Source organism: uncultured Pontibacter sp. (assembly GCF_947495565.1).
In the GTDB taxonomy this organism is placed as follows: domain Bacteria; phylum Bacteroidota; class Bacteroidia; order Cytophagales; family Hymenobacteraceae; genus Pontibacter.
In genome coordinates this window covers 63900-85182 of record NZ_CANLZM010000007.1, presented here as the reverse complement: position 1 = coordinate 85182, position 21283 = coordinate 63900, and the positions used below count along the sequence as shown (strand labels likewise).

Below are 21283 nucleotides of genomic sequence, written 5' to 3'. Positions count from 1 at the left end.
ATATAGATGGTGAAGCTGTTATGGTTCTCTCATACCACTCAGGCAGCTGCTCTTTCCACAGGGCATAAAAAGCAAAAGGCAGCGCGGTTTAACCACACTGCCTTTTGCCTGATAAGTATGAATTTATACTTAAGCCAGTTTCTCGAATATGCTCTTGTAGCTAACGGCTTTGTTAATGTAACCGTGTAGCTCGCTGATCGGCATACGCACCTGCTCACGCGTGTCGCGGTCACGAACGGTCACGGTGTTGTCCTCCAGCGTCTGGTGGTCTACAGCAATACAGAACGGCGTTCCGATCAGGTCCTGGCGGGTGTAGCGCTTGCCGATGCTGTCACGCTCTTCGTAGATCATGTTGAAGTCATACTTCAGCTCTTCGAAGATCTCGTTCGCTTTCTCCGGCAGGCCATCTTTTTTGGTCAGCGGAAGTATGGCGGCTTTCACCGGGGCCAGTGCCGGGTGCAGCTTCAGGAAGGTGCGGCTCTTGGTGCTGTCTCCTTCGGTGATTTCCTCTTCGGTAAAGGCGCTACAAAGCACCATCAGGAACAGGCGGTCGGCACCTACGGATGTCTCCACCACGTATGGCACGTAGTTTCCGTATGGCTTGCCCTCCTCGTTCAGATCATTGTCAAAATACTGCATTTTCTTGCGGCTCAGCTCCTGGTGCTGCGTCAGGTCAAAGTCGGTGCGGGAGTGGATACCTTCTACCTCCTTAAAGCCGAACGGGAACTCGAACTCAATATCCAGGGCAGCGTTTGCGTAGTGGGCCAGCTTCTCATGGTTGTGGAAGCGCAGCTTATCTGCAGGAACGCCAATAGCCTCGTGCCACTTGCGGCGGTTGTCCCTCCACTGCTCGTACCACTCCATCTCGGTGCCAGGGCGCACGAAGAACTGCATCTCCATCTGCTCGAACTCACGCATACGGAAGATGAACTGGCGCGCCACAATCTCGTTACGGAAGGCCTTACCAATCTGTGCAATACCGAAAGGTATCTTCATGCGGCCGGTTTTCTGCACGTTCAGGAAGTTCACGAATATACCCTGGGCCGTTTCCGGGCGCAGGTAAATTGTCTGCGAATCTTCAGCCACTGAACCCACTTGCGTCGAGAACATCAGGTTAAACTGACGAACCTCTGTCCAGTTAGCGGTGCCGGATACAGGACATTTAATCTCTTCACGGATGATCAGCTCTCGCACGCCGTCCAGATCCTCGGCGCCGAGCAGCTTGCCCATTTCCACGAGCAGCTCGCTGGCTTTCTCGTAGTGGCCATCCTTTTCGTATTGCGCGGCTTTGTCTTCTATCAGTACATCGGCACGGTAACGTTTTTTGGAGTCTTTGTTATCGATCATCGGATCGTTAAAGCTATCCACGTGTCCGGATGCCTTCCAAACCTGCGGGTGCATAAAGATAGCTGCATCCAGGCCAACCACATTTTGGTTTAGCTGGGTCATGCTTTTCCACCACAGGTTTTTGATGTTGTTCTTCAGCTCCACGCCCATCTGGCCGTAATCGTATACGGCTTGCAGGCCGTCGTAAATCTCGCTGGACGGGAATATGAAGCCATACTCCTTCGCATGCGAGATGATATCTTTCAGCTGAGCGTTTTCTACAGGTGTTTTTTCTTGTGTCGCCATGTCGCAAAGATAAGTTTTTCGTGTTTGATTCTGCTATGTCATAATGCATAGTTTTACCATCATTAGGTTGATTTTAACTCTTAGCCTAACCTACAATGTATTTAAGCCCAAAGGTATAGCCGGCTGCCCACTCCGTGTGTTAACAATTTCTTAACATTAGGCCCACCAGCTTAACTTTAATTTAAAGTAACTTTGCGCCGATTTTATACTTTCTCTACAATTTTAACTAATGGCTAAAGTCAAAAAAGGGAAAAAGCATGTAGTGGCTCCTGTAGCCCCTTATAAGTTCAGGAAACGCTACAGCACCCTCGACATTGTAATCCGTAAAGAGAAGAAATTCCTTTATTTTATTGCCTTCGCACTTATTCTGGCCGGAGTTGTTTACCCTTACGCTTCTATAGCGATGTGGGTGGGCTTTGCCTTCGCCGGCTATTCCGCTATCGCTAACGATAGCATTCAGACCATCGGTACGTTCATTGTGTCTAATGAGGACAAGAAGTGGTACTGGCAGTGGCTGTTCATGGGTTCTATTTTCCTGGGAACGGTATTCTACAGCTGGTATGTTTTTGACGGCGACGTAACTTATCAGCGCCTCTCGTCTAAAGGCTTCGACCAGACCATCGATAACTTTGTGTACCTGCAGCTGGCTGCCCCAATTATCCTGTTGCTTTTAACACGCCTCCGTATTCCGGTGTCTACTACATTCATGCTTCTGAGCGTGTTCACGGTTAGCTCCGGGGCCATTATCAGCATGGTTAGCAAAAGCTTGATGGGTTATGCTGCTGCCTTTGTGGCTGCCTTTGTCATCTACCTCATACTTAGCAAGGTGATCAAAAAAATGGTTAAAGGCGAAGCGCATGGATCCTGGATTATAGCACAGTGGGTGATCAGCGGCTTTTTATGGCATACTTGGTTGGCTCAGGATTTAGCTAACGTAGCGGTTTACCTGCCACGCTCACTAGGTGTTTGGGAGTTTGCAGCCTTTGCCGGTTTTATCTTCCTGGGTCTCGGTTTTCTATTTTATAATAAAGGTGATAAGATTCAGGGTATCATTAATGAGAAATCTGATGTACGCGATGTGCGCAGCGCCACGATCATTGACCTTGTTTATGCTATTATCCTTTACTTCTTTAAGGAGGTGAACAACATCCCGATGAGTACCACTTGGGTGTTTGTTGGTTTGCTTGCCGGTCGTGAATTAGGTATGCGCCTGCGTGCCCACGACTCGCCGGTTAAGTTCGCCAAGACTTTCAATTTGATCGGTAAAGATATTGTTTCTGTTACCATTGGTTTGATTATTTCTGTCATACTTGCTGTAGCCATCAATCCGGTTATCCAGGAAGAGCTGATGAACTTCTTCTTTAACTAAAAGTTATTAGTTCCAGATCAAAAAAGCCTGGCATTATTGCCAGGCTTTTTTGATTACTGCAGTTTTCTATTCTGACCTTTTGATAACTTACTAAATGTGCCTTTACAGTAAGAGGCAAAGCTTTTCTTAATATTTATCCACAAGCTCAGCTGCTAGTTTATACTTTGGTTTAACTATAAAAACACAGCCCCGGCTATACTTTAGTCGGGGCTGCGTTTACATAACCTATGGTTATTTGTGGCTTATTTCTCTGGCCAAACTACTTCCAGATCATCGTTGATAAATACGCCGAAGTTAACAGCTATCAGCTGGTCTTCATCAAAGTATAAATCAATCATTTCTTTCTCGAAGGAGATGCGTGTTTCTCCGGTTTCGGCTTCTTCCTCTTCCGGGTTTGTAATATCATTGTCAGTGAACAGCTGCATGATCTGCTCTCTGCTCATTTCAAACACCCTCTCCCCGAATATCAGTACTTCACGGTTTGCCGTTTCGATGCAGCTCAGGCGGTAGTCGTCCTCTTTGTCGAAGTACAACGAGTAGCCATCTTCCCAGTAATTCCAGGCCTGATGCTCAAACTCATCCTCTTCATCAGATTCCTCTACTTCTTCAGGCTCACCTAACAACTCCTCTACTTCTTCCATTGACAGGCCAAACTTGATCTTGCCAAGCCCCTTGCCTAACCTGATGTCTTTATTGATCATGTTTTTTAGTGGTTTTATATGTGCAAAGATACGTTTTTTACCTTTTCTTAGGTTTTACTTTTCACTTTGTTGTGGCTGCTCGTGTAAAATTTTAGCCCTGTACTTGTACTCTCGTTTATTCTTATAAAGCTTTAGTATAGCCGTATTTGCAGGTTTACTAATGCTATCTCCTACTGCAGCGAAAGCCGAAAATCTTTCCTCTGCTTTTCCTGAAGTAGCTGTAGGTATCAATCCATACTTTACTTCGCTGTCTGCCACTTTAAAGTATACCGCGCCTACGTTTGCTGATCAATATGTGATCCTGCTATTTATCGTAGCTGAATAAAATTTTTCTGACTCTTGCTGTCCCCTTCGCTTTACGTTTTGGTTCCATACCACTAATGTACTGAGTGCCAGCAATGCTGTAGCTATTATGTATGGCTTCTTCATTTTTCATACTGAGCCTTGAAATCAGCCATCATACTTTTATACTTTTCGTTTTGCTTTGCCTGATCCCACTTTTCTTTAAAAATCGCTGCGGATTCTGCTTTTACCGGATCAGGGTCGCGAGGGAGCTCTGGTCTGCCGTGCGCGCCGCTCTGCCCTTTTTTATCATCCGGAACAGGACCTTTATACTTTTGGCCGGTACGGTGGTTGGCGTAACGCCTGCTGCGTGTGTAGCCCATCTGCAGAAATTTACGCGCCATGTCCGCCCCTACAAAATCATCCTTCTCCAGGTAATTTAGGAACAGTTCATGTATCTTCTCCGACGACTCTTTGGCTATTTCCGGTGTCTTAAATCTCCAGTGAGGCAGTATTTCTGATTTGTACGGCTCCACTAGCAGCACGCCCTGTTCCCCTTTGCCTACGCGGTATAGCTCAGGTTGCTCTCTGAAATTTATACTTTTAAAATCGAGATCGTAATTAAATTTCGTTGTTTTCCCCTTCTTGTCCATACGTTATGGGTACTCCTTTCAGTGGCACTGTGTGGTGCAGCGGATATTGCTCCGGGTACAGTACGATAAAGCTGTTTTCTTTATAGTCCCTGGAAAGCACGCGCGGCACATAATCCAGGTTGCTGTTATACGACACTGTTCCTCTTCTCGCCGAAATCACAATTACCATATCATCTTTCTGCAGCTCTGATTTCATGGAGGCAAACTCGTTCAGGCTCTTGTATGAGCTGTACTCTGCTTCTATGGTTGGCTTTGTTTCTTTTACTGCTGCTCTAACCTTATTTAGCGTGCGCTTACGGCCTCTGAATACCACCGGTGCTCCCAGTTGCTGCGAAAGCAGTTTCACGCTCCTGATCCATCTTATAAAGCCTCTTTCCAGTTCTGCGTTTGTAGGGGCTATCACTACTATGCGGCCGGTGGTGTTCAGCGGCTGAATGATCTTGCACACCAGAATCATCTCATCGGTATTATCCAGCAGGCTATCCAATACACTCCCGAAGATCCTGTCGCGGGTGGTTATCTTTGCATTCCAGCCTAGCACCACCTCGGTTATCATCAATTCTTTTATCGCCCGCAGAATTCCACTGGCCACATTCACATCTATTTTTGAAACCAGCTGCACATCGTTGTCTGTGGCTGAGGCATGTGTGATTGCCTCCTGCAGCATTTTATTTTTCTTATAGATTTCTTCTTCCGCGTGCTCGTTGTCTATCACCACAGCCAATGGATAAATAGGCTCATTGTGCGTTGGATTCTTCAGCATCACCGATAGATCTATCAGCCTCTCTATTGTCTTCGGGTTACCGATTGGCACCAGAATTCTGTCTGGCTTCTGGCTTACATCCGGCTTTCTTCTGCTTTCTAATATTGCCAGTGCTCTGCCTACCTTTTCAGTGGAGAATGAACTTACCATACTGGACACCAATATGAGTACTACTGCGCCGTTCAGTGCACTCTCCCCTATTAGCCCAATCTCGAAGCCTGCTAATACTACTGCTAATGTTGCCGCTGCATGCGCGCTGCTTAACCCGAATATCAGGTTCCGTTGCAGTACACTGAACTTAAATATCTTTTGCGTTAAGTATGCCGCTGCATACTTTGTTAATGGCGCAAGTATGATAATGGTGCCCGCTATCAGCATGGCGTTGGTATCGGTAAACAGTACCTTCAGGTCTACCAGCATACCTGTGCTTATAAGGAAGAAGGGAATAAAGATGTTGTTGCCTACAAATTCTATCCTGTTCATCAGGGCTGATGTATGCGGAATGAGTGGGTTGAGTGCCAGTCCTGCCAGGAAAGCTCCAATGATTGCCTCCATACCTGCTACCTCTGAAAGAAAGGCTGCCGCAAAGACCATGGTCAGCACAAAAATGTACTGTGCTCCCTTCTCGCCCTCTAACTGCTTAAACATGTAAGACGCTATCTTTGGAAACACCCATAGCACCAGCCCTACAAAAAGAATCATCCCCGTGATCATGAATATCCAGAAGGTGGCATCTGTTTCTCCCTGCGTTGAGTTAATGATGATGGCTAATACAAAAAGTACAGCTGTATCCGTGATCAGCGTACCACCAATGGTTAAGGTTACTGCCTCATTTTTACTCAAGCCCAATCTACTGATGATGGGATAAGCCAACAATGTATGAGGGGCAAACATGCTTGCCAGAAGTATAGCTGGCTTTAGTTCGTAGTCGTGCAGGTACAGAAACACAAACGTACCCACTGATATAGGTATGATGAATGTCAGTGTTCCGAATATCAAGCTGCGTACTTTGTACCGCTTAAAATCTATCATATCGATTTCAAGCCCGGCCTGGAACATGATGTATAGCAAACCCACCGTCCCGAACAATACTATACTTGCATCTCTCTCCAGTATATGAACTCCGTTTGGTCCCAGTACTACACCTGCTAATATCAGCCCTACTATTCCTGGTATTCTGAACTTGCTCAGTATAAATGGCACTACCAATATAACCAGAAGCACCAGCGTAAATATCAGTACTGGCTCATGGAAGGGGAGTGCGAGGTCTATATTTAATAGCATACTTTCTCTTGTTGTGTGTAGCTTTTTGCTTTCCGCGATTTAAATATACAGATTTTCTGCATGTGTACTTCTCTTGTGTAAGCTTTAGGGGGCCTTACACAGGCTTTTTCCTGAGCTTTCCACACTTTACGATCCTTAATAATTTTTATAAAATGATTTTTTAAAAAGAATCTTCTTTCATTGTTAGGGGTGTTCATAAGTGGACAACTTTACCCAAAATTGTGTATTGCTTATAATTTGTCTACAGCTCTTCAGTTTTTCACATTTTCCTTAGGTTCTTGTTAATATCATTTTCTTTTAGATCAGACGGTTAAGTTGGTTTTCCACTTTTTGCCCTTTTATGTGTATTTCTTTTTCAACTGGAAACATAAACGTGGAAAAGGGCTTTTTGCGGGGATATTTATACACCGCTATCCACTTTTTACCCTCTGTGTAACGGTTTCACACCTGTGTAATTTATGTCCATGTAAGTTATCCCGATGCTTACCCATCCTTTTCCACAAGGTTTACCACAACTTTGTGGATTAGTAAACTTTTTCCCCCAACCTCTCTTTTTTGGCTTTTGCTTTTTGCAAACCTTTTGCCTGCTGCTCTAGATTTCGCTTTCTATTTGTCACTCATCAAGACATCATTTACACATGCGCAATGAGTTTTGCTTTTACGCATTTAGCTCTTTTGAGATTGAATTCAATGTTTGTGTTTAGTGTAATGAATAATCGTCAGTTTCTCATTCACTTTAGTTTAAGAGAAATTCAGAAGCAAATTTTATCAGGAGATTCTTTGGCAGTAGGAGGGATCAAACGAAGTACGCCAAGCTTATTGATGGAGGTGTACTTTATAGCAGCATGAAGAAATCATTGGAATGCCGCTTTGCAACTTTCCTGCTAGAGCTACTATTCGCAATCTTCATTCTGAGTTTGACTCAAAGATTCAGATTTACCTTCTGGCCGACTTGAGGGCTGTTAGCTTTTGATTTACTTGTTAGGTTTTGTCAGGCATAAAAAAAGGAGAAGCAAAGCTTCTCCTTTCAATTCTTCTAAACGATACTAGAATTCAAGATTCAAATTTTCAACTTCCCAGTTTGCCCTTACTTCGATCATGTTCGGGTGCAGGATCACTGGCTCTGGCGGTCGCTTGAATTCCGGATCTGCCCGATCCCATTTGCCGTTCTTGTTTTCATCAACCAGTACTCTTAAATAATAATTACCAGGCGCAATATTTTTGAATCGGAAATTTTTGCCTGCGCTGCGTTCTTCTATTACTAAGTAGTCGCTGTTCAGCAGTTGTAAAGTATAAGCTTCAAAATCAGTTTTAATGCTGCCGCTTATACTTCCTGTGCCTCTGCCTTCTGCTACCGCCAACTGTAGTTGCGGGAAAGATAGCGGCTGACCTTGCAATGGCTGTATTGCTGTGCTGTCTAGTACCAGTAGAAGCTGCTTTATATTATTACTGATGCTTGGGAGATTGAAGCGCAGTTCTGTATTCGTTCTGTCCAGGCTAACCTGTTCCGGATATTGTATTTCTTGCACCACCACAGTGTCTGACATTAACCGGATTGGCGATTTTCCTACTATCCTTACAGGTGTCTGTAACTCTACCATAATTTCCTGGCCTACCCTGTAACTTCCTGCTTGGCCTTTGTTGATAACTTTTAATCCTGCGCCTTGTATACGTGTGGATGGTTTACCATCAAACGCTATTTCAAGCGTGTCAGTGGCTATATTGCCTGATGAATCTACTGCTGCTAGTATGGCTTTTCCACCACCGAATTGCTCTGTCTTAAATAGCTCAATTGCTTTCCCATCTGTAGTTATCTTGCTTATCAAGCTATCTTTACCCGCAACTGGTTTTATTGTATATTTCTCAATTCCTTCGTTGTAAGTTGCTACAAATCTATCGTTGTTTTTTGTGCGGCTCATCAGGATCGGCTTCTTTGTATCCAGCCGAACAGTCTGCAACGTTACACTATCTGTGGTAGGGGTGATGTTTATTGGATTTGCTAGATAAGCTATTCTTTCTTCTTCTGAGTCGTAGTAACTATTGTTATTCTTATCTACCAGCGCATACATCCGGTAGCTTCCTTCTTTCACGTTTTGCAAGCTGAAGTTCCCTTGTTCATCAGCAGCTGTCAGATAGTAAGGCCTGTTTTTCCGGACGCTCAATGTATCATCTGCTTGATATAATACCACCAATGCCTCTTTCTCTGGAGTCTGTTTCATCAGGTTTACTACCTGCCCACTTACTCGGCTTGAGTCTATGAATGAGCCAGTGCTGAAAGACAGTTTCACCCCTTGGGCCTTGTTCTTCTCAGTGATATCTGTAATTCCCTCCCTGAAGTTGAAGGTATATGTTGTGCTGTCCTGCAGCGGCTTTTCGAACTCCAGAGTCATCACGTTTCTATTCGAAATGACCTTGTAAGGGTTGTTGATATTTGGTGTGATGAGCAGTTCTTTATTAAGTGTATTCTGCTGAACCTCTTCATCAAACTCCAACGTGATAGTGCGGGTATCCACATTTAACTGCTGATCTTTTGGAGTACTGTTCAGCAGCTTTGGTGCCGTCTGATCCCTTGGTCCTCCTTCTGGCGGACTTTGTGAGGCGCAGGATGCCAGCGTTGTTAAAATACCTGCGTATAGGAGTGCTTTTAATAGCTTCATGTGTTTTATGGTCTTCAAATCAAAATAGGCAAACTCTCGCCTGCCTATTTCATTCTTCTTGCTTGTCTGGTGCTTTTATTTTCTTTTAGCTACAAAAATAAGGCTTGAGTAATCATTGCCATTTTTCTCTGCGTAGCTGTTGGAGCGATATCCATTCATTACGCTGCTGATCATTTTCGTTTTGCCTTGCTTATGCTTTTCACTTAACATACTTACATAATAGGCATCAAATTTCATCGGCAGCACCTCTTCCAGTACCATTTTATGCTTCTTCAGGAAGCGCTTCATAGTCGGTTGCGTGAAATGGTATAAGTGGCGTGGCACATCGTAAGCAGCCCAGTTTTCTTTGTATTCCTGCGCGTCATGAGAGTCAGCATTCGGAACTGCGATGACCATTGTTCCGTCATCCTGCAGGTGCTCCAGCAGCTGCTCTATTGTTTCGTTCAGCGCATGAATATGCTCCAGCACATGCCACAAAGTTATTACCTCGTATTTCTCACCCTCTATGTCTTCCAGGCTCTCAGCAATTATTTCGCCTGTTTCCTGTGTAGCTACAGTACGCGCTTTAGTGTTTGGCTCAACCCCCCTTATTTCCCAGTCATCTTTTTTACAAGCAGACAGAAAGGTGCCGGTGCCACATCCGTAATCAAGTATGCTTCCTTTTATTGGAGCATACTTGTTGATAAGCTCTACTTTTTGCTTGGTGGTAATTGATCTTACCACATGGTAGGCTCTGTTGATAATTCCGGATGTTGTATTTGAATGAGAAATGTAATCTTCTGATTCATAATACTGACCTATGCTGTTGACATCGGGCCTAGGGTTCGTAAATTTGAATGAACAGTTCTCACATTCCACAATCACGAAGCTCTCCTTCGATACAGCTTTGTCGTTTACTACTAAAAAGTTTTTGAAGGCTTCTTTGCCGCAGATCGGGCATTGTTCCAGTCTTTCGTAGCTCATTTATTTTCCTAGGTATACCATTAAAACCGATATGTCTGCCGGCGACACGCCACTTATTCTGGAGGCTTGGCCGATTGTTTCCGGCTCTACTTTTAGTAGCTTTTCCTTCGCCTCTTTAGATAACGCAGGTATGTCGCTGTAGTTTATTTTGCCTTTGATTGTATAGTTCTCCAGCTCACTCATTTTGGCGGCCATAGCATATTCTTTTTCAATATACGTTTCATACTTCACCTGTATGCCGGCTTGCTCTACGCTATCTTTTTTAAACTTGCTGAGGTATTCACCTATAGCCGGGACTGCCTTCGCTATATCCTCAATTTCTACGTTTGGTCTTTTTATAAGCTGCCCAGCTCGTTGTTTTTCTGCTATTGGCGCAGAGCAAAGTTCAACCAGCATATTGTTGATATCTCCAGGCTCTATTGGCTTATTATTTAAGTATGCGATGATTTCTGCTGTTTCAGCTATCTTCTTTTCCACAGCTTTCATACGGTTTTCATCAGCCAATCCTAGTTCATAACCGAGTTTTGTTAAGCGAATATCAGCATTGTCCTGGCGCAGCAGAATACGGTGCTCAGCACGAGATGTAAACATACGATATGGCTCATCTGTACCTTTGTTTACCAAATCGTCAATTAATACACCAATGTACGCTTCAGATCTTTTAAGTATAAACGGCTCTTTGCTGTTGATCTTATTGTGCGCGTTTATAGCCGCCATTAAACCTTGGCAGGCTGCTTCTTCATAACCAGTAGTGCCGTTTATTTGCCCAGCAAAGTATAGGTTCTCCACCAGTTTAGTTTCAAGAGTTAAGTTAAGCTGCGTTGGCGGGAAGAAGTCATACTCGATGGCATAACCTGGCCTAAACATCTTTGCATTTTCAAAACCTTCAATTTTGCGCAGCGCCTCAAACTGTACATGCTCTGGCAATGAACTCGAAAATCCATTCACGTATACTTCCACCGTGTTCCAACCTTCCGGTTCCACAAATATCTGGTGGCGGGTACGGTCAGCAAACCTGTTAATTTTGTCTTCTATACTTGGGCAATAACGTGGCCCTAATCCTTGAATGCGTCCCTGAAACATCGGAGACTTTTCGAATCCCGTTTTTAGAATCTCATGCACTTCAGGATTTGTGTAGGTGATATAGCAGCTGCGTTGTGTTGCTAAAGGTTCTGTATCGGTGTAAGAGAATTTACTTGGATTTTCATCTCCGAACTGCTCCTCCATTTTAGTATAGTCCAGGGAGCGGCCATCTACCCTTGGAGGTGTTCCGGTTTTCATGCGGCCTGCTTCAAAGCCCAATTCTATCAATTGTTCAGTTAGGCCTTTCGCTGATTTTTCGGCTGACCGGCCGCCACCCATTTGCTTCTCTCCTATGTGGATAATGCCATTCAAAAACGTGCCGTTCGTTAGTATAACTGACTTTCCACGTATAGTTATCCCCAGACTAGTTCTGATGCCGACGGCTTTTCCTGCCTCTACTTCTATACCTGTAACCATCTCCTGCCAGAAGTCAACATTGTCTGTTTGCTCCAATGTCAAGCGCCAAGCTTCGGCAAATCGCATACGGTCGCTTTGCGCTCTTGGGCTCCACATGGCTGGGCCTTTAGACTTGTTCAACATGCGGAACTGAATCATAGTCTGGTCAGTAATTATACCGCTCATTCCACCTAAGGCATCGACCTCACGAACAATCTGGCCTTTTGCCACGCCACCCATAGCCGGGTTGCAAGACATTTGTGCAATGGTGTTCATGTTCATGGTTGCCAGTAGCACCTTTGATCCCATCTTTGCTCCGGCAGCTGCGGCTTCACATCCTGCGTGTCCGGCTCCAACAACTATTATATCGTATTCTGGAAACATGTATTCTGATTTTAGAGATGTTTCACGTGAAACATCTGCAGAGGGCTGGTAATTCCGTTTTGAGATTAAAAATTTCTCAAAGATAGTGAAGAATCTTCTTCTTTACGCATAAGTGTCTCTTCCTCTACAGACTTATCTTTAAAGCCAAGCAAGTGCAGCACTCCATGTATGACTACACGATGTAGTTCATCCTCAAAAGTAGTACCGTGGTCTTGCGCATTATCTCGCACTCGGTCTACGCTTATAAAAATATCACCTTCAACGATGCCCTCTTCGTCGGCATTATTGAAGGTGATGATGTCTGTGAGTGTGTCGTGATCGAGATACTCAACATTAATCTGATGAAGGTAATTGTCGGAGCAGAAGATGTAGGTGAGACTTCCTAATTCTTGATCGTGGTGCTCAATAACATTGGCAATCCACTCCGACACTTGCTCTGGGTTGTTTAGCTCGAAATCTATGTCTTCGCTAAAGAACTCAATTGGTTGATCCATTCTGAGGTATAGGGATATTAAATATTAACTGTACTTTTTTTCCTTCGTCTAAAAAATTCACCTCGTCGCAAAGGTTCCGCATTAAGAAAATGCCTCTGCCACCTGGGTTCTCCAGGTTTTCAGGTGCGGTTGGGTCTGGTAAATTTCCGTAATCAAAACCTGGGCCTTCATCGGCCACTTCGAAAAGTAATTTGTTGTCCTCTACCTGCAACGTCAAGAAAACATTTTTGTCTTTATCAAACTTGTTGCCGTGGCGTATGGCATTGTTTACAGATTCCGTTACGGCTACCATGATGTTGCCATAAATGTCATCTTCAAACTCAAACTCATCTTTAGAGTTGTCGATAAAGCTTTCTATTACTCTGATGTTTTCGATTAGGGAAGGAATCTGAATTTTAACCTGATTCATATTAATCGTTAAGTATAAAAATGGGTGCTTGTTATTTGCTTATGTTCTGGAAGTACTCGTTTACCTTCTGCTTATAGTACGGAGACAAAGCGGGTGGTATAGTCTTGAGTAGCTCCGTTTGTTTTTCTTTTGCTTTTAAATATTTCTCGAATGAGGGAGGAATATTCCGCGCTACTTCCTGAGCTGTCTTTGCTTCACGTTTGTTGTCTAACTCACGCTCTTTGGCAGATTTCTCTGCCTCAAGCAAACGCGTAAGGATTTCGCGCTGCCGCTGTATGGTCTGCTCGGTCAAACGTTTATTAACGAGATCAGTTTCGCTTTGTTCCATCATCTTGCTAATATTTCCCAGATCGCCATTTAGTCCTTTTTTGCTAGGATTTGCACCCTGTTTCTCAAGTTCTTTGATCGCGTTCCGGAGAGCCTCCTGCTCCGCAGCCAATTTAGCTAATTCTTCAGAAAGTGCCTTACCCGATTTGCCACCTTTTTTAAGATCTTCGATTTTTTTGTTCAATTGCTGCTGCAATTCTCCCATATTACCGGGCATTGGCTTGTTACCCTTCTGTTTTCCGGCCATACTGCCTTGCATTTGCTGCATGGCCTGCTGCATTTGCTTCAGCGCATCATTCAGCATCAAGGCTAGATTGTTCATGCTGGTCATAGCGAGTTGCTGCTGGCCAGTTGCTTTGCCCAAATTACGGTCGCGGAGCTGCTGCATGCTGTTATCCATACTTTGGTTCATGGCGGCAACCTCACGCGTAACAAAAGACTCAAGCTGAAAAACCTTTTTGGCCAAAGCGAAAAGGCTGTCTTCTATAACCTGAGCATTGTCGCGCAGGTTCAGCTGCTGCTGCGATAGTTCAATAAAACGCGGGTCGCTTTGATTGACGCTGCGGAACTGCTTCATCAGTCCCTCCTGGTCGAAAGAAAGCGTGAGAAGGTTTTCGAGGATGTCGCGCAGGTTGTCCAGGTTTTGCTGCATGCCGGCCATACTCATGCTGCTTTTCATCTCCTCCATCTGCTGTGCCATCTTCTTCATTTGCTCCCCTGCTTTCTGCTGCGATTCGCTGGCCTTTTTGTTTTGGTTTTTCTGGAGCTGCTCCTGGCTCTGCTCCATCTGCTGCTCTATGTTTTGCTGCTCCTGCTGCTGTTGCTCCTCATTAAGCTGGTTTGGGTTGTTTAGATTTTTATTCAGCTCCTTCAGCTCTTCCATCTGCTCCTTTACATCCTCAAACTCCTCCTGCAACTCTTTTTGCTGCTCCTGCAGTTGCTGGTTGTCCTGTTGCTTTTGTTCGGTTTTCTGGGCAAGCTGCTGCTCCTTCTCTCCCATCTCCTCCAGCTTGTTGGCAATGTTGTCGAGTTTCTGCTCAAACTGCAGTTGCTTAAACAGCTCCAGCGCCCGTTCCAGCTCGCGCTCCAGGTTCTTCTCGCGGTTATCGAGTTTGCTCAGGAGCTGCTGCAGTTCCTGGTCGTTAGGCTGCTGCTGTTGCAATAGCTTCTCCAGCTCCTCATAAAGCTTCTTTGTTGCAGGGTCAAGCAAATCGTTCATGAGCTTTTGCAGCTCCTGCGCCTTCTCGGCAAGCTGCTCGCTCGGCTCCTGGAGCATGTTCTGCTTCTTGTTGAGTTCTTCGAAAAGCTCTTTCATTGAATTGATGTCCTGCTCCAGTTGCTTTTTCTTTGCCGCCAAATCTTCAAGCTGCTTTTTATCCTGCCAGTTCAGGTCGCGCTTAGTCTTCATCTTTTCTTCAGATTTAGATAGCTCCCGCTCCAACTGGTTTGCCCGCTCTAAGGTTTTGCTCATCTGGCTGGCCACAGATTGCGAGTTACTATCGAGTTCTTTCTGCAGTTCGCGTTTATCTGGCAGTTTCAGTTCAAAATTGCGGGTGCGGGCGCTTTTAGGCCCATGTATGCCATCGTTATCCCAAACCTGCACAAAGTACTCCAGCTTATCGCCTGGCTGCAGGTTTAAAGCAGCAGTGTTCCATTGGTAGAAGTATGTTTGGCTGAGCTGCTGCTTGTTTAATGGCAAAGCCTGGCTTTTATACTTTGCCTGCGGGCTATTGCTGCTGCTGATACGGTAAATCAGAGCCAGTCGCGTCAGTCCATAATCATCAGACACATCGCCGCCAAGCACCAGGTAAGAATACAGCGCTGTATCCTGGTATTGCTCCAAACTAATCTGCGGGTTACGGTCAGGGATGGTGGTGATTTGGTAATTGATCTGCTCTTTGTTTATACTATGCTCGTTGCGCAGATTTATACTATAGTTCTGGCTCTGGTTAAAATCTTTGCTGGCGGCAAAGGTGCTACCGTTTTTGTTGGCGCTGATGCTTTCAGCAGGTTCTTCAAAAATTAGGTTTATACTGTCAGTTTCAGATGTAGAGAAGTTCCAGGTGATGGTGCTGCCCTCAGGAACGGTTGCGTTGCCGGTATTCTGTATCTCCTCAGGCTTGCGGTTAAGGTAAGCGGGGTACTGCACCAGCATCCGGAAGTCCTTCAGGTTAGGCCGTGAGAGTAAGTCTAATGTATAGTTGTCGGAGAAAAAACCGGAGCCTTCTAGCTGAAAATTCACGGGCCGCTGTAGCTGCTTGAAAGTATAAGTATAGCTGCCGTCAGCGTTTTGGCTTAGCTTTTGGCGGCGGCTGTTATAGTTAATGTATACTTCGCTAGGAACTGTTTTGCCTTCTATACCTACATTTAGTTGGAAATCCTCTCCACGGTATGTCTGCAGCCCCTGGTGCTGGACTACAAAAGAGAAAGGCGCCTGCGGAGTATAGTGTGTTTTATAATTGATGATCCGCTCGGTGCCTTGAACCAGAATGGCGGGGTAAACCAGCATAATAAGCAGTACAACTAATACTGGCAGGGCAATATACTTGAGCAGCGGCTTGTTTTCGCGGTAAGAGACAGCCTCCTTAAACTTAAAGGAAAGAAGCTGCTGGCTGCGCTGCGCTATACTTGCTCTAATTAAATCGTTTGTCCGGTCCTGCTGCTGCAGCTGAATGGCGTTGAGCAGCTTGTCACGAATTTCGGGGAAATAAGCTCCTACCTGCTGTGCCGCCTGTTCATCAGAAAGAACGCGCCGCAGCCGCACAAGCGCAGATGCAGGCAATACAATCCATCGGACAAAAACATACAGCACAACTGCCACAAAGGAGAACAGCAGGAAAGCTCGTACATACTCCGGGAAATAGAACATGTACTCCAGCAGGCTATATACTATAAAAACAGAAAGCAGGAGCCCAGCCGCAAAAATCCCGCCCCGCAATAGCATGTTAAGGTAGAATTTGTGTTTGAACTCCTGCAATTGATGCAGCAACTGATCGAGTGCATCGGTATTTTTCATGTCTTGCTGTTACAAAGTTAAGGCATGCCGGCTATAGTTGTAAGTTAACTAAATCAATCTAACGTTCTATACTTCAGGGTATAAATGTTTAAAGTATAACAGCGCGAAAGCGTGTTTTAGTATGCATTTCCTACTCTAGCTCCAGCATGACCGGGCAATGGTCAGAGTGCTTGGCCTCAGTAAGTATAGCAGAGCGCTTCAGACGGTCGCGTAAATTTTCGGTTGCCATGTTATAATCAATACGCCAGCCCAGATTTTTGTTGCGTGCGCCGGCACGATAACTCCACCAAGTATAGTTGTGAGGCTCTTGGTTGAAGTGGCGGAACGTATCAATAAAGCCGCTCTCCACTAAATTGCTCATCCATTCCCGCTCCTCCGGCAAAAAACCAGAGCTTTTAGCGTTAGACTTTGGGTTGTGGATATCAATTGGCTTGTGGCAAATATTATAATCGCCACTTACCACTAGCCCCGGCAACGTTTGCCTTAGATCGCCCACATAACCGTAGAAATCATCCATCCACTGAAACTTAAACTTCTGACGCTCCTCCCCGCTTGAGCCTGATGGCATGTAAACACTCATTACCGATACATCGCCGTAATCAGCTCGCAACACGCGCCCTTCAGCATCATAGCAATCTATGCCGCAGCCTACTTCTACATACTTTGGCTTGTCTTTAGAAAGTATGGCCACGCCGCTGTAGCCTTTTTTAATAGCCGGGTGCAGGTACACGTGGTACCCCATATCCTCAAACAAAGCTTTATCAAATTTAGATTCGTCAGCTTTAATTTCCTGTAGGCAAAGTACGTCCGGGTTAGCAGCTTGCAGCCAATCGCCGAAGCCCTTGGTAAGTGCGGCACGAATGCCGTTAACGTTGTAGGTAATAATTTTCATGGGTGAATATGGTAGCGTATCACGTACTCCGCATCATGTAGCACGTATCAAGCATCACGAGCTTCGGTTATACTACATGAAAAATAAGACTCTGAAATTTATACTTCTCTCATCTCTCTTACTTCTTACAAAAGACTCGGGTAAATGACAAAAGTTGTGCTACGTGGTACGAAGTACGTGCTATGCGCTAAGGTTTACGGATATCATCGGCGCGATTGAAATATTCAATCACATGCCATTTAAGCATTTTCTCCTGCTCTTTAAGGTTTGCAAAAGGTATGGCCTTTACTGCCTTAAAATGCGGCCAGCCTTCCTCGTCGCGGCCAGCAAACTCATAGTAGCCCGATTCGGCAAAGACACGGCAAGTAGCGATGTGCATCAGGTCCTGTTTCTCTTCCTTGGTAAACTCCCGAATGCCCATTCCCAGTTCCTGAATGCCTATCAGAAACAGAATAGCGTTCATGTCCGGCTTTTTACCGAAACGCTTCATCAGGTCGGCCCGCAGTTGCGTCCAGTTGTGCTCTAGGTTTTCGGAATCGTACATAGTTTGGTTGTTAGTTGCTGATTGCTAATTACTTCTCTTACAAACAATGTATAATCAACAATCAGCAATTATTTACTCGGCAGAACCGCGCTCCTTCAGTTCCTCCCAATACTCCACAGCTCGGCGGAAGTGCGGGATAACGATAGAGCCGCCCACTAAATTAGCGATAGAGGATACCTCCATAAACTGCTCATCGGTAACGCCTTCTTCGTAGCACTTGCCCACGTGGTATTTAATGCAATCATCGCAACGCAGCACCATAGAGGCCACTAACCCCAGCATTTCCTTGGTTTTTACATCCAGGGCACCATCCATATAAGTATTGGTGTCGAGGTTAAAGAAACGCTTGATCACTTTGTTGTCGTATGACATGATGCGCTCATTCATGCGCGTGCGGTAGTCATTGAATTCTTCTACTAAGCTCATTGTTAAGTGTTCTTAATTAAGGATGACTTTTCATTTAGTCTAAGTATAAAGTTACTGCAAAATCATCAGAATACCTTAAAACCATACTTGCCTGTAAATGTTCGACGACCTGCTGAGCCTGCTGTTTCCGGAAAGCTGTTATGCCTGCAACGGCGCCTTGGCGCGTGGCGAGCAGTATATCTGCACCGGCTGCAGCATAAAACTACCCTACACCGATTTTCATATACATGGGGCAACAGAGTTAAACCCGCTGCAACGCAGGTTTTGGGGTAAAGTGCCGGTGCGCTTCGCTTTTTCCTATTTATACTTTATGCCAAAGGGACGGGTGCAGCGGCTGTTGCACCGGCTAAAGTATAAAGGGGCGCAGGAACTGGGCGAGCATCTGGGGCACCGCTACGGCTCTCTCCTCTCCGACCATCAGTATAGCCAACAGTTTAATTTGATAGTGCCTGTGCCGCTGCACAAGTATAAATTGCGCCGTAGAGGCTATAACCAAGCCGAGTGCTTTGCCAAAGGATTGGCTGAAAGTATGAGCCTGCCTTACCACGGCAAAGCGCTGCTGCGCACCACTGACACCAGTACCCAAACCAGCAAAAGCCGTCTCGACCGCTGGCAAAACGTAGAGGAGGTGTTTCAGGTGGCTAAGCCGGAGCAGGTGCAGAAAAAACATATCCTGCTGGTAGACGATGTGCTGACAACAGGAGCCACTTTAGAAGCCTGCGCTCGCGCCTTATTAGCGGCTGGCGCCGCAGAGGTAAGTATAGCCACCATTGCGGCCGCATAAAGTGCGGCAATTGCAGCGGATGGCAAATGGGATTTTACCATCTGCTGATTTTTTTCGTAGTCAGATTAACTGAAGTTTTTGCCAATGTTGCAGCAAACTAAAAGAAAAGATGATTGACTATGATGATGAACAAAGACGCTACAGATAAACAAGGGCCGGATATTGTATTAATTGGCGCAGGCATCATGAGTGCCACCCTGGGTATGATGCTGAAAGAACTGCAGCCCGACCTGAAAATTGAAGTATTAGAGCGGCTGGATGTGGCAGCTGCCGAAAGCTCCGATGCCTGGAACAACGCAGGAACAGGCCATTCGGCTTTCTGTGAACTTAATTACACGCCTGAAAAACCTGACGGCTCCATCGATATTTCTAAAGCAATCAAAATTGCGGAGTCGTTTGAGGTTTCGAAGCAATTCTGGGCTTATCTTATTAAAAATAATATCATTGAGCTGCCAACCTCTTTTATCAAAAATTTACCGCACATCAGCTTTGTATGGGGCAATGATAATGTGAACTTCCTGCGCAAGCGCTATGAAGCTATGGTGAAGTGCCATCTGTTTGATGATATGGTATATTCTGAAAACCATGACGAGCTGCAGGATTGGATACCGCTTGTGATGAAAGGGAGAGACAGCAAGGAGCCTGTAGCCGCCACCCGAATGGATTTAGGCACGGATGTTAACTTTGGAGCCCTTACACAAAGCATGTTTAGCCACCTACAAGAAGAGAGCGGTGTGAAAATGCACTTTGGCCACGAAGTGCGTAAGCTGCGGCAGATGGAGAACGGGCGCTGGAGAATTAAAGTGAAGGATTTACAGACCGGAGACAAACGTGATATCTATGCCCGCTATGTATTTATAGGTGCCGGCGGAGGCGCCCTGCCGCTGTTGGAGAAATCGGATATACCGGAAGGGAAAGGCTACGGTGGCTTCCCAGTAAGCGGCCAATGGTTGAGGTGTGTAAACCGCGAAGTTATAGAGCAGCACGAGGCAAAAGTATACGGTAAAGCTGCAGTGGGCTCTCCGCCTATGTCTGTGCCGCACCTCGATACCCGTTACATCAATGGCAAGCGCGAACTCCTGTTTGGGCCCTACGCAGGCTTCTCCACAAAATTCCTGAAGAAAGGCTCTTTCATGGATTTGCCGAAGTCTATAAAACCCACTAACCTGCGCCCGATGCTATCGGCAGGTATGAAAAACATGGCGCTCACCAAATACCTGATCGATCAGGTGCGGCAATCTCCTTTGGAGCGGGTAGAAGCGCTGAAAGATTATTTTCCGGATGCTAAGCCGGAAGATTGGAAATTGGAGGTGGCAGGCCAGCGGGTGCAGATCATTAAAAACGATCCGGATAAAGGTGGTGTGCTGGAGTTTGGAACAGAAGTAGTGAGCGGGGCAAACTGTACCTTGGCGGCGCTTCTTGGTGCATCGCCAGGTGCTTCTACGGCTGTATCTATTATGCTGGGGCTGCTGGAGCGCTGCTTTATGCATCGCATCAACACAGAGGAGTGGCAGGAAAAGCTTAAAGAGATGATCCCGTCTTACGGTCAATCCCTTGCCGACGACCCTGCCCTGCTTGACCGTGTAAGAAGCTATACCAGTGAAGTGCTGGGGTTAGTACCCGCAGTGGAGAAAAAATAGCAGCTATAGTATAAAGTATAAGTTAAAATGTCGGCAGGAAATTCTATTTGAGATTTCCTGCCGACATTTTAACTTATTACTAAGTATAAATCAACTGCTTGTCTGCTCCCGGTGCACGTCAGATAAAGCAGGCTCTGCGTACTCTATCTCCTCCTCTGCCTCCAGGTCATCAAGCAGCTCTTTAACCACAGCATAATTTATAGTGAGAGGCACTTCCAGTACAAAAAAATCCTCGTTTACCTCTTCTGATATACAACCCAGTTCAGCAAACTTTTTACGTATCGTGAGCAGTGGCGTCTCCTCATTTTGGCGTATAACCTGAATGGTAGAATTGCCGGATGGCGTTACTGTCTCCTGGTAAACCAGGCCCTCCTCCATCGCATTATAGGTGGCGCGCACTATATCATCCGTAGCGATAAGCGGCACAAATGAAGGGATGCTATCGATTTTGTAGAGGTCCTGTTCTTCTTCTATTTTCTTTGCCCACAGTGTCTCTACCATTTCCTGCTCAAAAACATCACTGTAAAAGCGGAAAATGATCTTATAGGTTTGGTTATTCTTGCTCATTATAAAGTATAAAAATA

At 45.5% G+C, this 21283-nt stretch carries 18 protein-coding genes; 4 read left to right on the top strand and 14 right to left on the bottom strand.

Translation table 11 applies throughout. The features are described from left to right. Nucleotides 1–129 precede the first annotated feature (129 nt). Entirely contained in the window at nucleotides 130–1632 is a 1503-nt protein-coding gene (locus Q1B04_RS10535) for a glycine--tRNA ligase (RefSeq protein WP_299758773.1), read from the bottom strand. A 229-nt stretch (nucleotides 1633–1861) separates the two neighbouring features. Here Q1B04_RS10535 and Q1B04_RS10530 point away from each other — a divergent pair, with 229 nt between their 5' ends. Next, entirely contained in the window at nucleotides 1862–3001 is a 1140-nt protein-coding gene (locus Q1B04_RS10530) for a hypothetical protein (protein ID WP_299758772.1), read from the top strand. A 242-nt stretch (nucleotides 3002–3243) separates the two neighbouring features. Here Q1B04_RS10530 and Q1B04_RS10525 read toward each other — a convergent pair whose 3' ends face one another. Beyond that, entirely contained in the window at nucleotides 3244–3702 is a 459-nt protein-coding gene (locus Q1B04_RS10525) for a hypothetical protein (RefSeq protein WP_299758771.1), read from the bottom strand. A 160-nt stretch (nucleotides 3703–3862) separates the two neighbouring features. Between Q1B04_RS10525 and Q1B04_RS10520 the strand changes: the two genes are divergently transcribed. Next, nucleotides 3863–4027 (top strand): hypothetical protein, encoded by a 165-nt coding sequence (locus tag Q1B04_RS10520; RefSeq protein ID WP_299758770.1) that lies wholly within the window; start codon nucleotides 3863–3865, stop codon nucleotides 4025–4027. A gap of 100 nt (nucleotides 4028–4127) precedes the next feature. On the opposite strand, the gene Q1B04_RS10515 is transcribed toward Q1B04_RS10520, so the two are convergent. From Q1B04_RS10515 to Q1B04_RS10465, 11 genes are all read right to left on the bottom strand, one after another. Continuing rightward, complete coding sequence (locus Q1B04_RS10515) at nucleotides 4128–4637, bottom strand: DUF4385 domain-containing protein (RefSeq protein ID WP_299758769.1); 510 nt, start codon at nucleotides 4635–4637, stop codon at nucleotides 4128–4130. Then, nucleotides 4606–6684, bottom strand: coding sequence for a cation:proton antiporter (locus tag Q1B04_RS10510; RefSeq protein WP_299758768.1), 2079 nt, complete (start codon nucleotides 6682–6684; stop codon nucleotides 4606–4608). The genes Q1B04_RS10515 and Q1B04_RS10510 overlap by 32 nt, the downstream gene beginning before the upstream one ends. 1046 nt (nucleotides 6685–7730) lie before the next feature. Next, entirely contained in the window at nucleotides 7731–9341 is a 1611-nt protein-coding gene (locus tag Q1B04_RS10505; RefSeq protein WP_299758767.1) for an Ig-like domain-containing protein, read from the bottom strand. 75 nt (nucleotides 9342–9416) lie between these two features. Beyond that, nucleotides 9417–10304: a class I SAM-dependent methyltransferase gene (locus tag Q1B04_RS10500; protein ID WP_299758766.1), complete on the bottom strand. Its 888-nt coding sequence runs from the start codon at nucleotides 10302–10304 to the stop codon at nucleotides 9417–9419. After that, nucleotides 10305–12167 (bottom strand): tRNA uridine-5-carboxymethylaminomethyl(34) synthesis enzyme MnmG, encoded by a 1863-nt coding sequence (gene mnmG / locus Q1B04_RS10495; RefSeq protein WP_299758765.1) that lies wholly within the window; start codon nucleotides 12165–12167, stop codon nucleotides 10305–10307. It lies immediately after the preceding gene. A gap of 65 nt (nucleotides 12168–12232) precedes the next feature. After that, nucleotides 12233–12661: an rRNA maturation RNase YbeY gene (ybeY, locus tag Q1B04_RS10490; RefSeq protein ID WP_299758764.1), complete on the bottom strand. Its 429-nt coding sequence runs from the start codon at nucleotides 12659–12661 to the stop codon at nucleotides 12233–12235. Further along, a complete protein-coding gene (locus Q1B04_RS10485) occupies nucleotides 12645–13070 on the bottom strand; it encodes an ATP-binding protein (protein ID WP_299758763.1) in 426 nt (141 codons plus the stop codon). Before Q1B04_RS10485 ends, ybeY begins: the two co-directional genes overlap by 17 nt. Nucleotides 13071–13101: 31 nt before the next feature. After that, nucleotides 13102–16413 carry a DUF4175 family protein gene (locus Q1B04_RS10480; protein WP_299758762.1) on the bottom strand — a complete coding sequence of 1104 codons (3312 nt, stop codon included), beginning with the start codon at nucleotides 16411–16413 and terminating at the stop codon, nucleotides 13102–13104. Nucleotides 16414–16543: 130 nt separating this feature from the next. Beyond that, nucleotides 16544–17305 (bottom strand): exodeoxyribonuclease III, encoded by a 762-nt coding sequence (locus Q1B04_RS10475; protein ID WP_299758761.1) that lies wholly within the window; start codon nucleotides 17303–17305, stop codon nucleotides 16544–16546. A 187-nt stretch (nucleotides 17306–17492) separates the two neighbouring features. Next, nucleotides 17493–17849, bottom strand: coding sequence for a hypothetical protein (locus Q1B04_RS10470; protein ID WP_299758760.1), 357 nt, complete (start codon nucleotides 17847–17849; stop codon nucleotides 17493–17495). A 72-nt stretch (nucleotides 17850–17921) separates the two neighbouring features. Beyond that, entirely contained in the window at nucleotides 17922–18275 is a 354-nt protein-coding gene (locus Q1B04_RS10465) for a carboxymuconolactone decarboxylase family protein (RefSeq protein WP_299758759.1), read from the bottom strand. Between the two features lie 97 nt (nucleotides 18276–18372). Between Q1B04_RS10465 and Q1B04_RS10460 the strand changes: the two genes are divergently transcribed. Continuing rightward, nucleotides 18373–19059, top strand: a complete 687-nt coding sequence (locus Q1B04_RS10460) for a phosphoribosyltransferase family protein (protein ID WP_299758758.1) — start codon at nucleotides 18373–18375, stop codon at nucleotides 19057–19059. Nucleotides 19060–19181: 122 nt separating this feature from the next. Then, on the top strand, nucleotides 19182–20699 hold the full coding sequence (locus Q1B04_RS10455) for a malate:quinone oxidoreductase (RefSeq protein ID WP_299758903.1): 1518 nt from the start codon (nucleotides 19182–19184) through the stop codon (nucleotides 20697–20699). Nucleotides 20700–20789: 90 nt separating this feature from the next. Here Q1B04_RS10455 and Q1B04_RS10450 read toward each other — a convergent pair whose 3' ends face one another. Then, the gene (locus Q1B04_RS10450) at nucleotides 20790–21266 is read right to left on the bottom strand and encodes a DUF4265 domain-containing protein (protein ID WP_299758757.1); all 477 of its coding nucleotides are present in this window, start codon (nucleotides 21264–21266) and stop codon (nucleotides 20790–20792) included. Nucleotides 21267–21283: the final 17 nt, after the last annotated feature.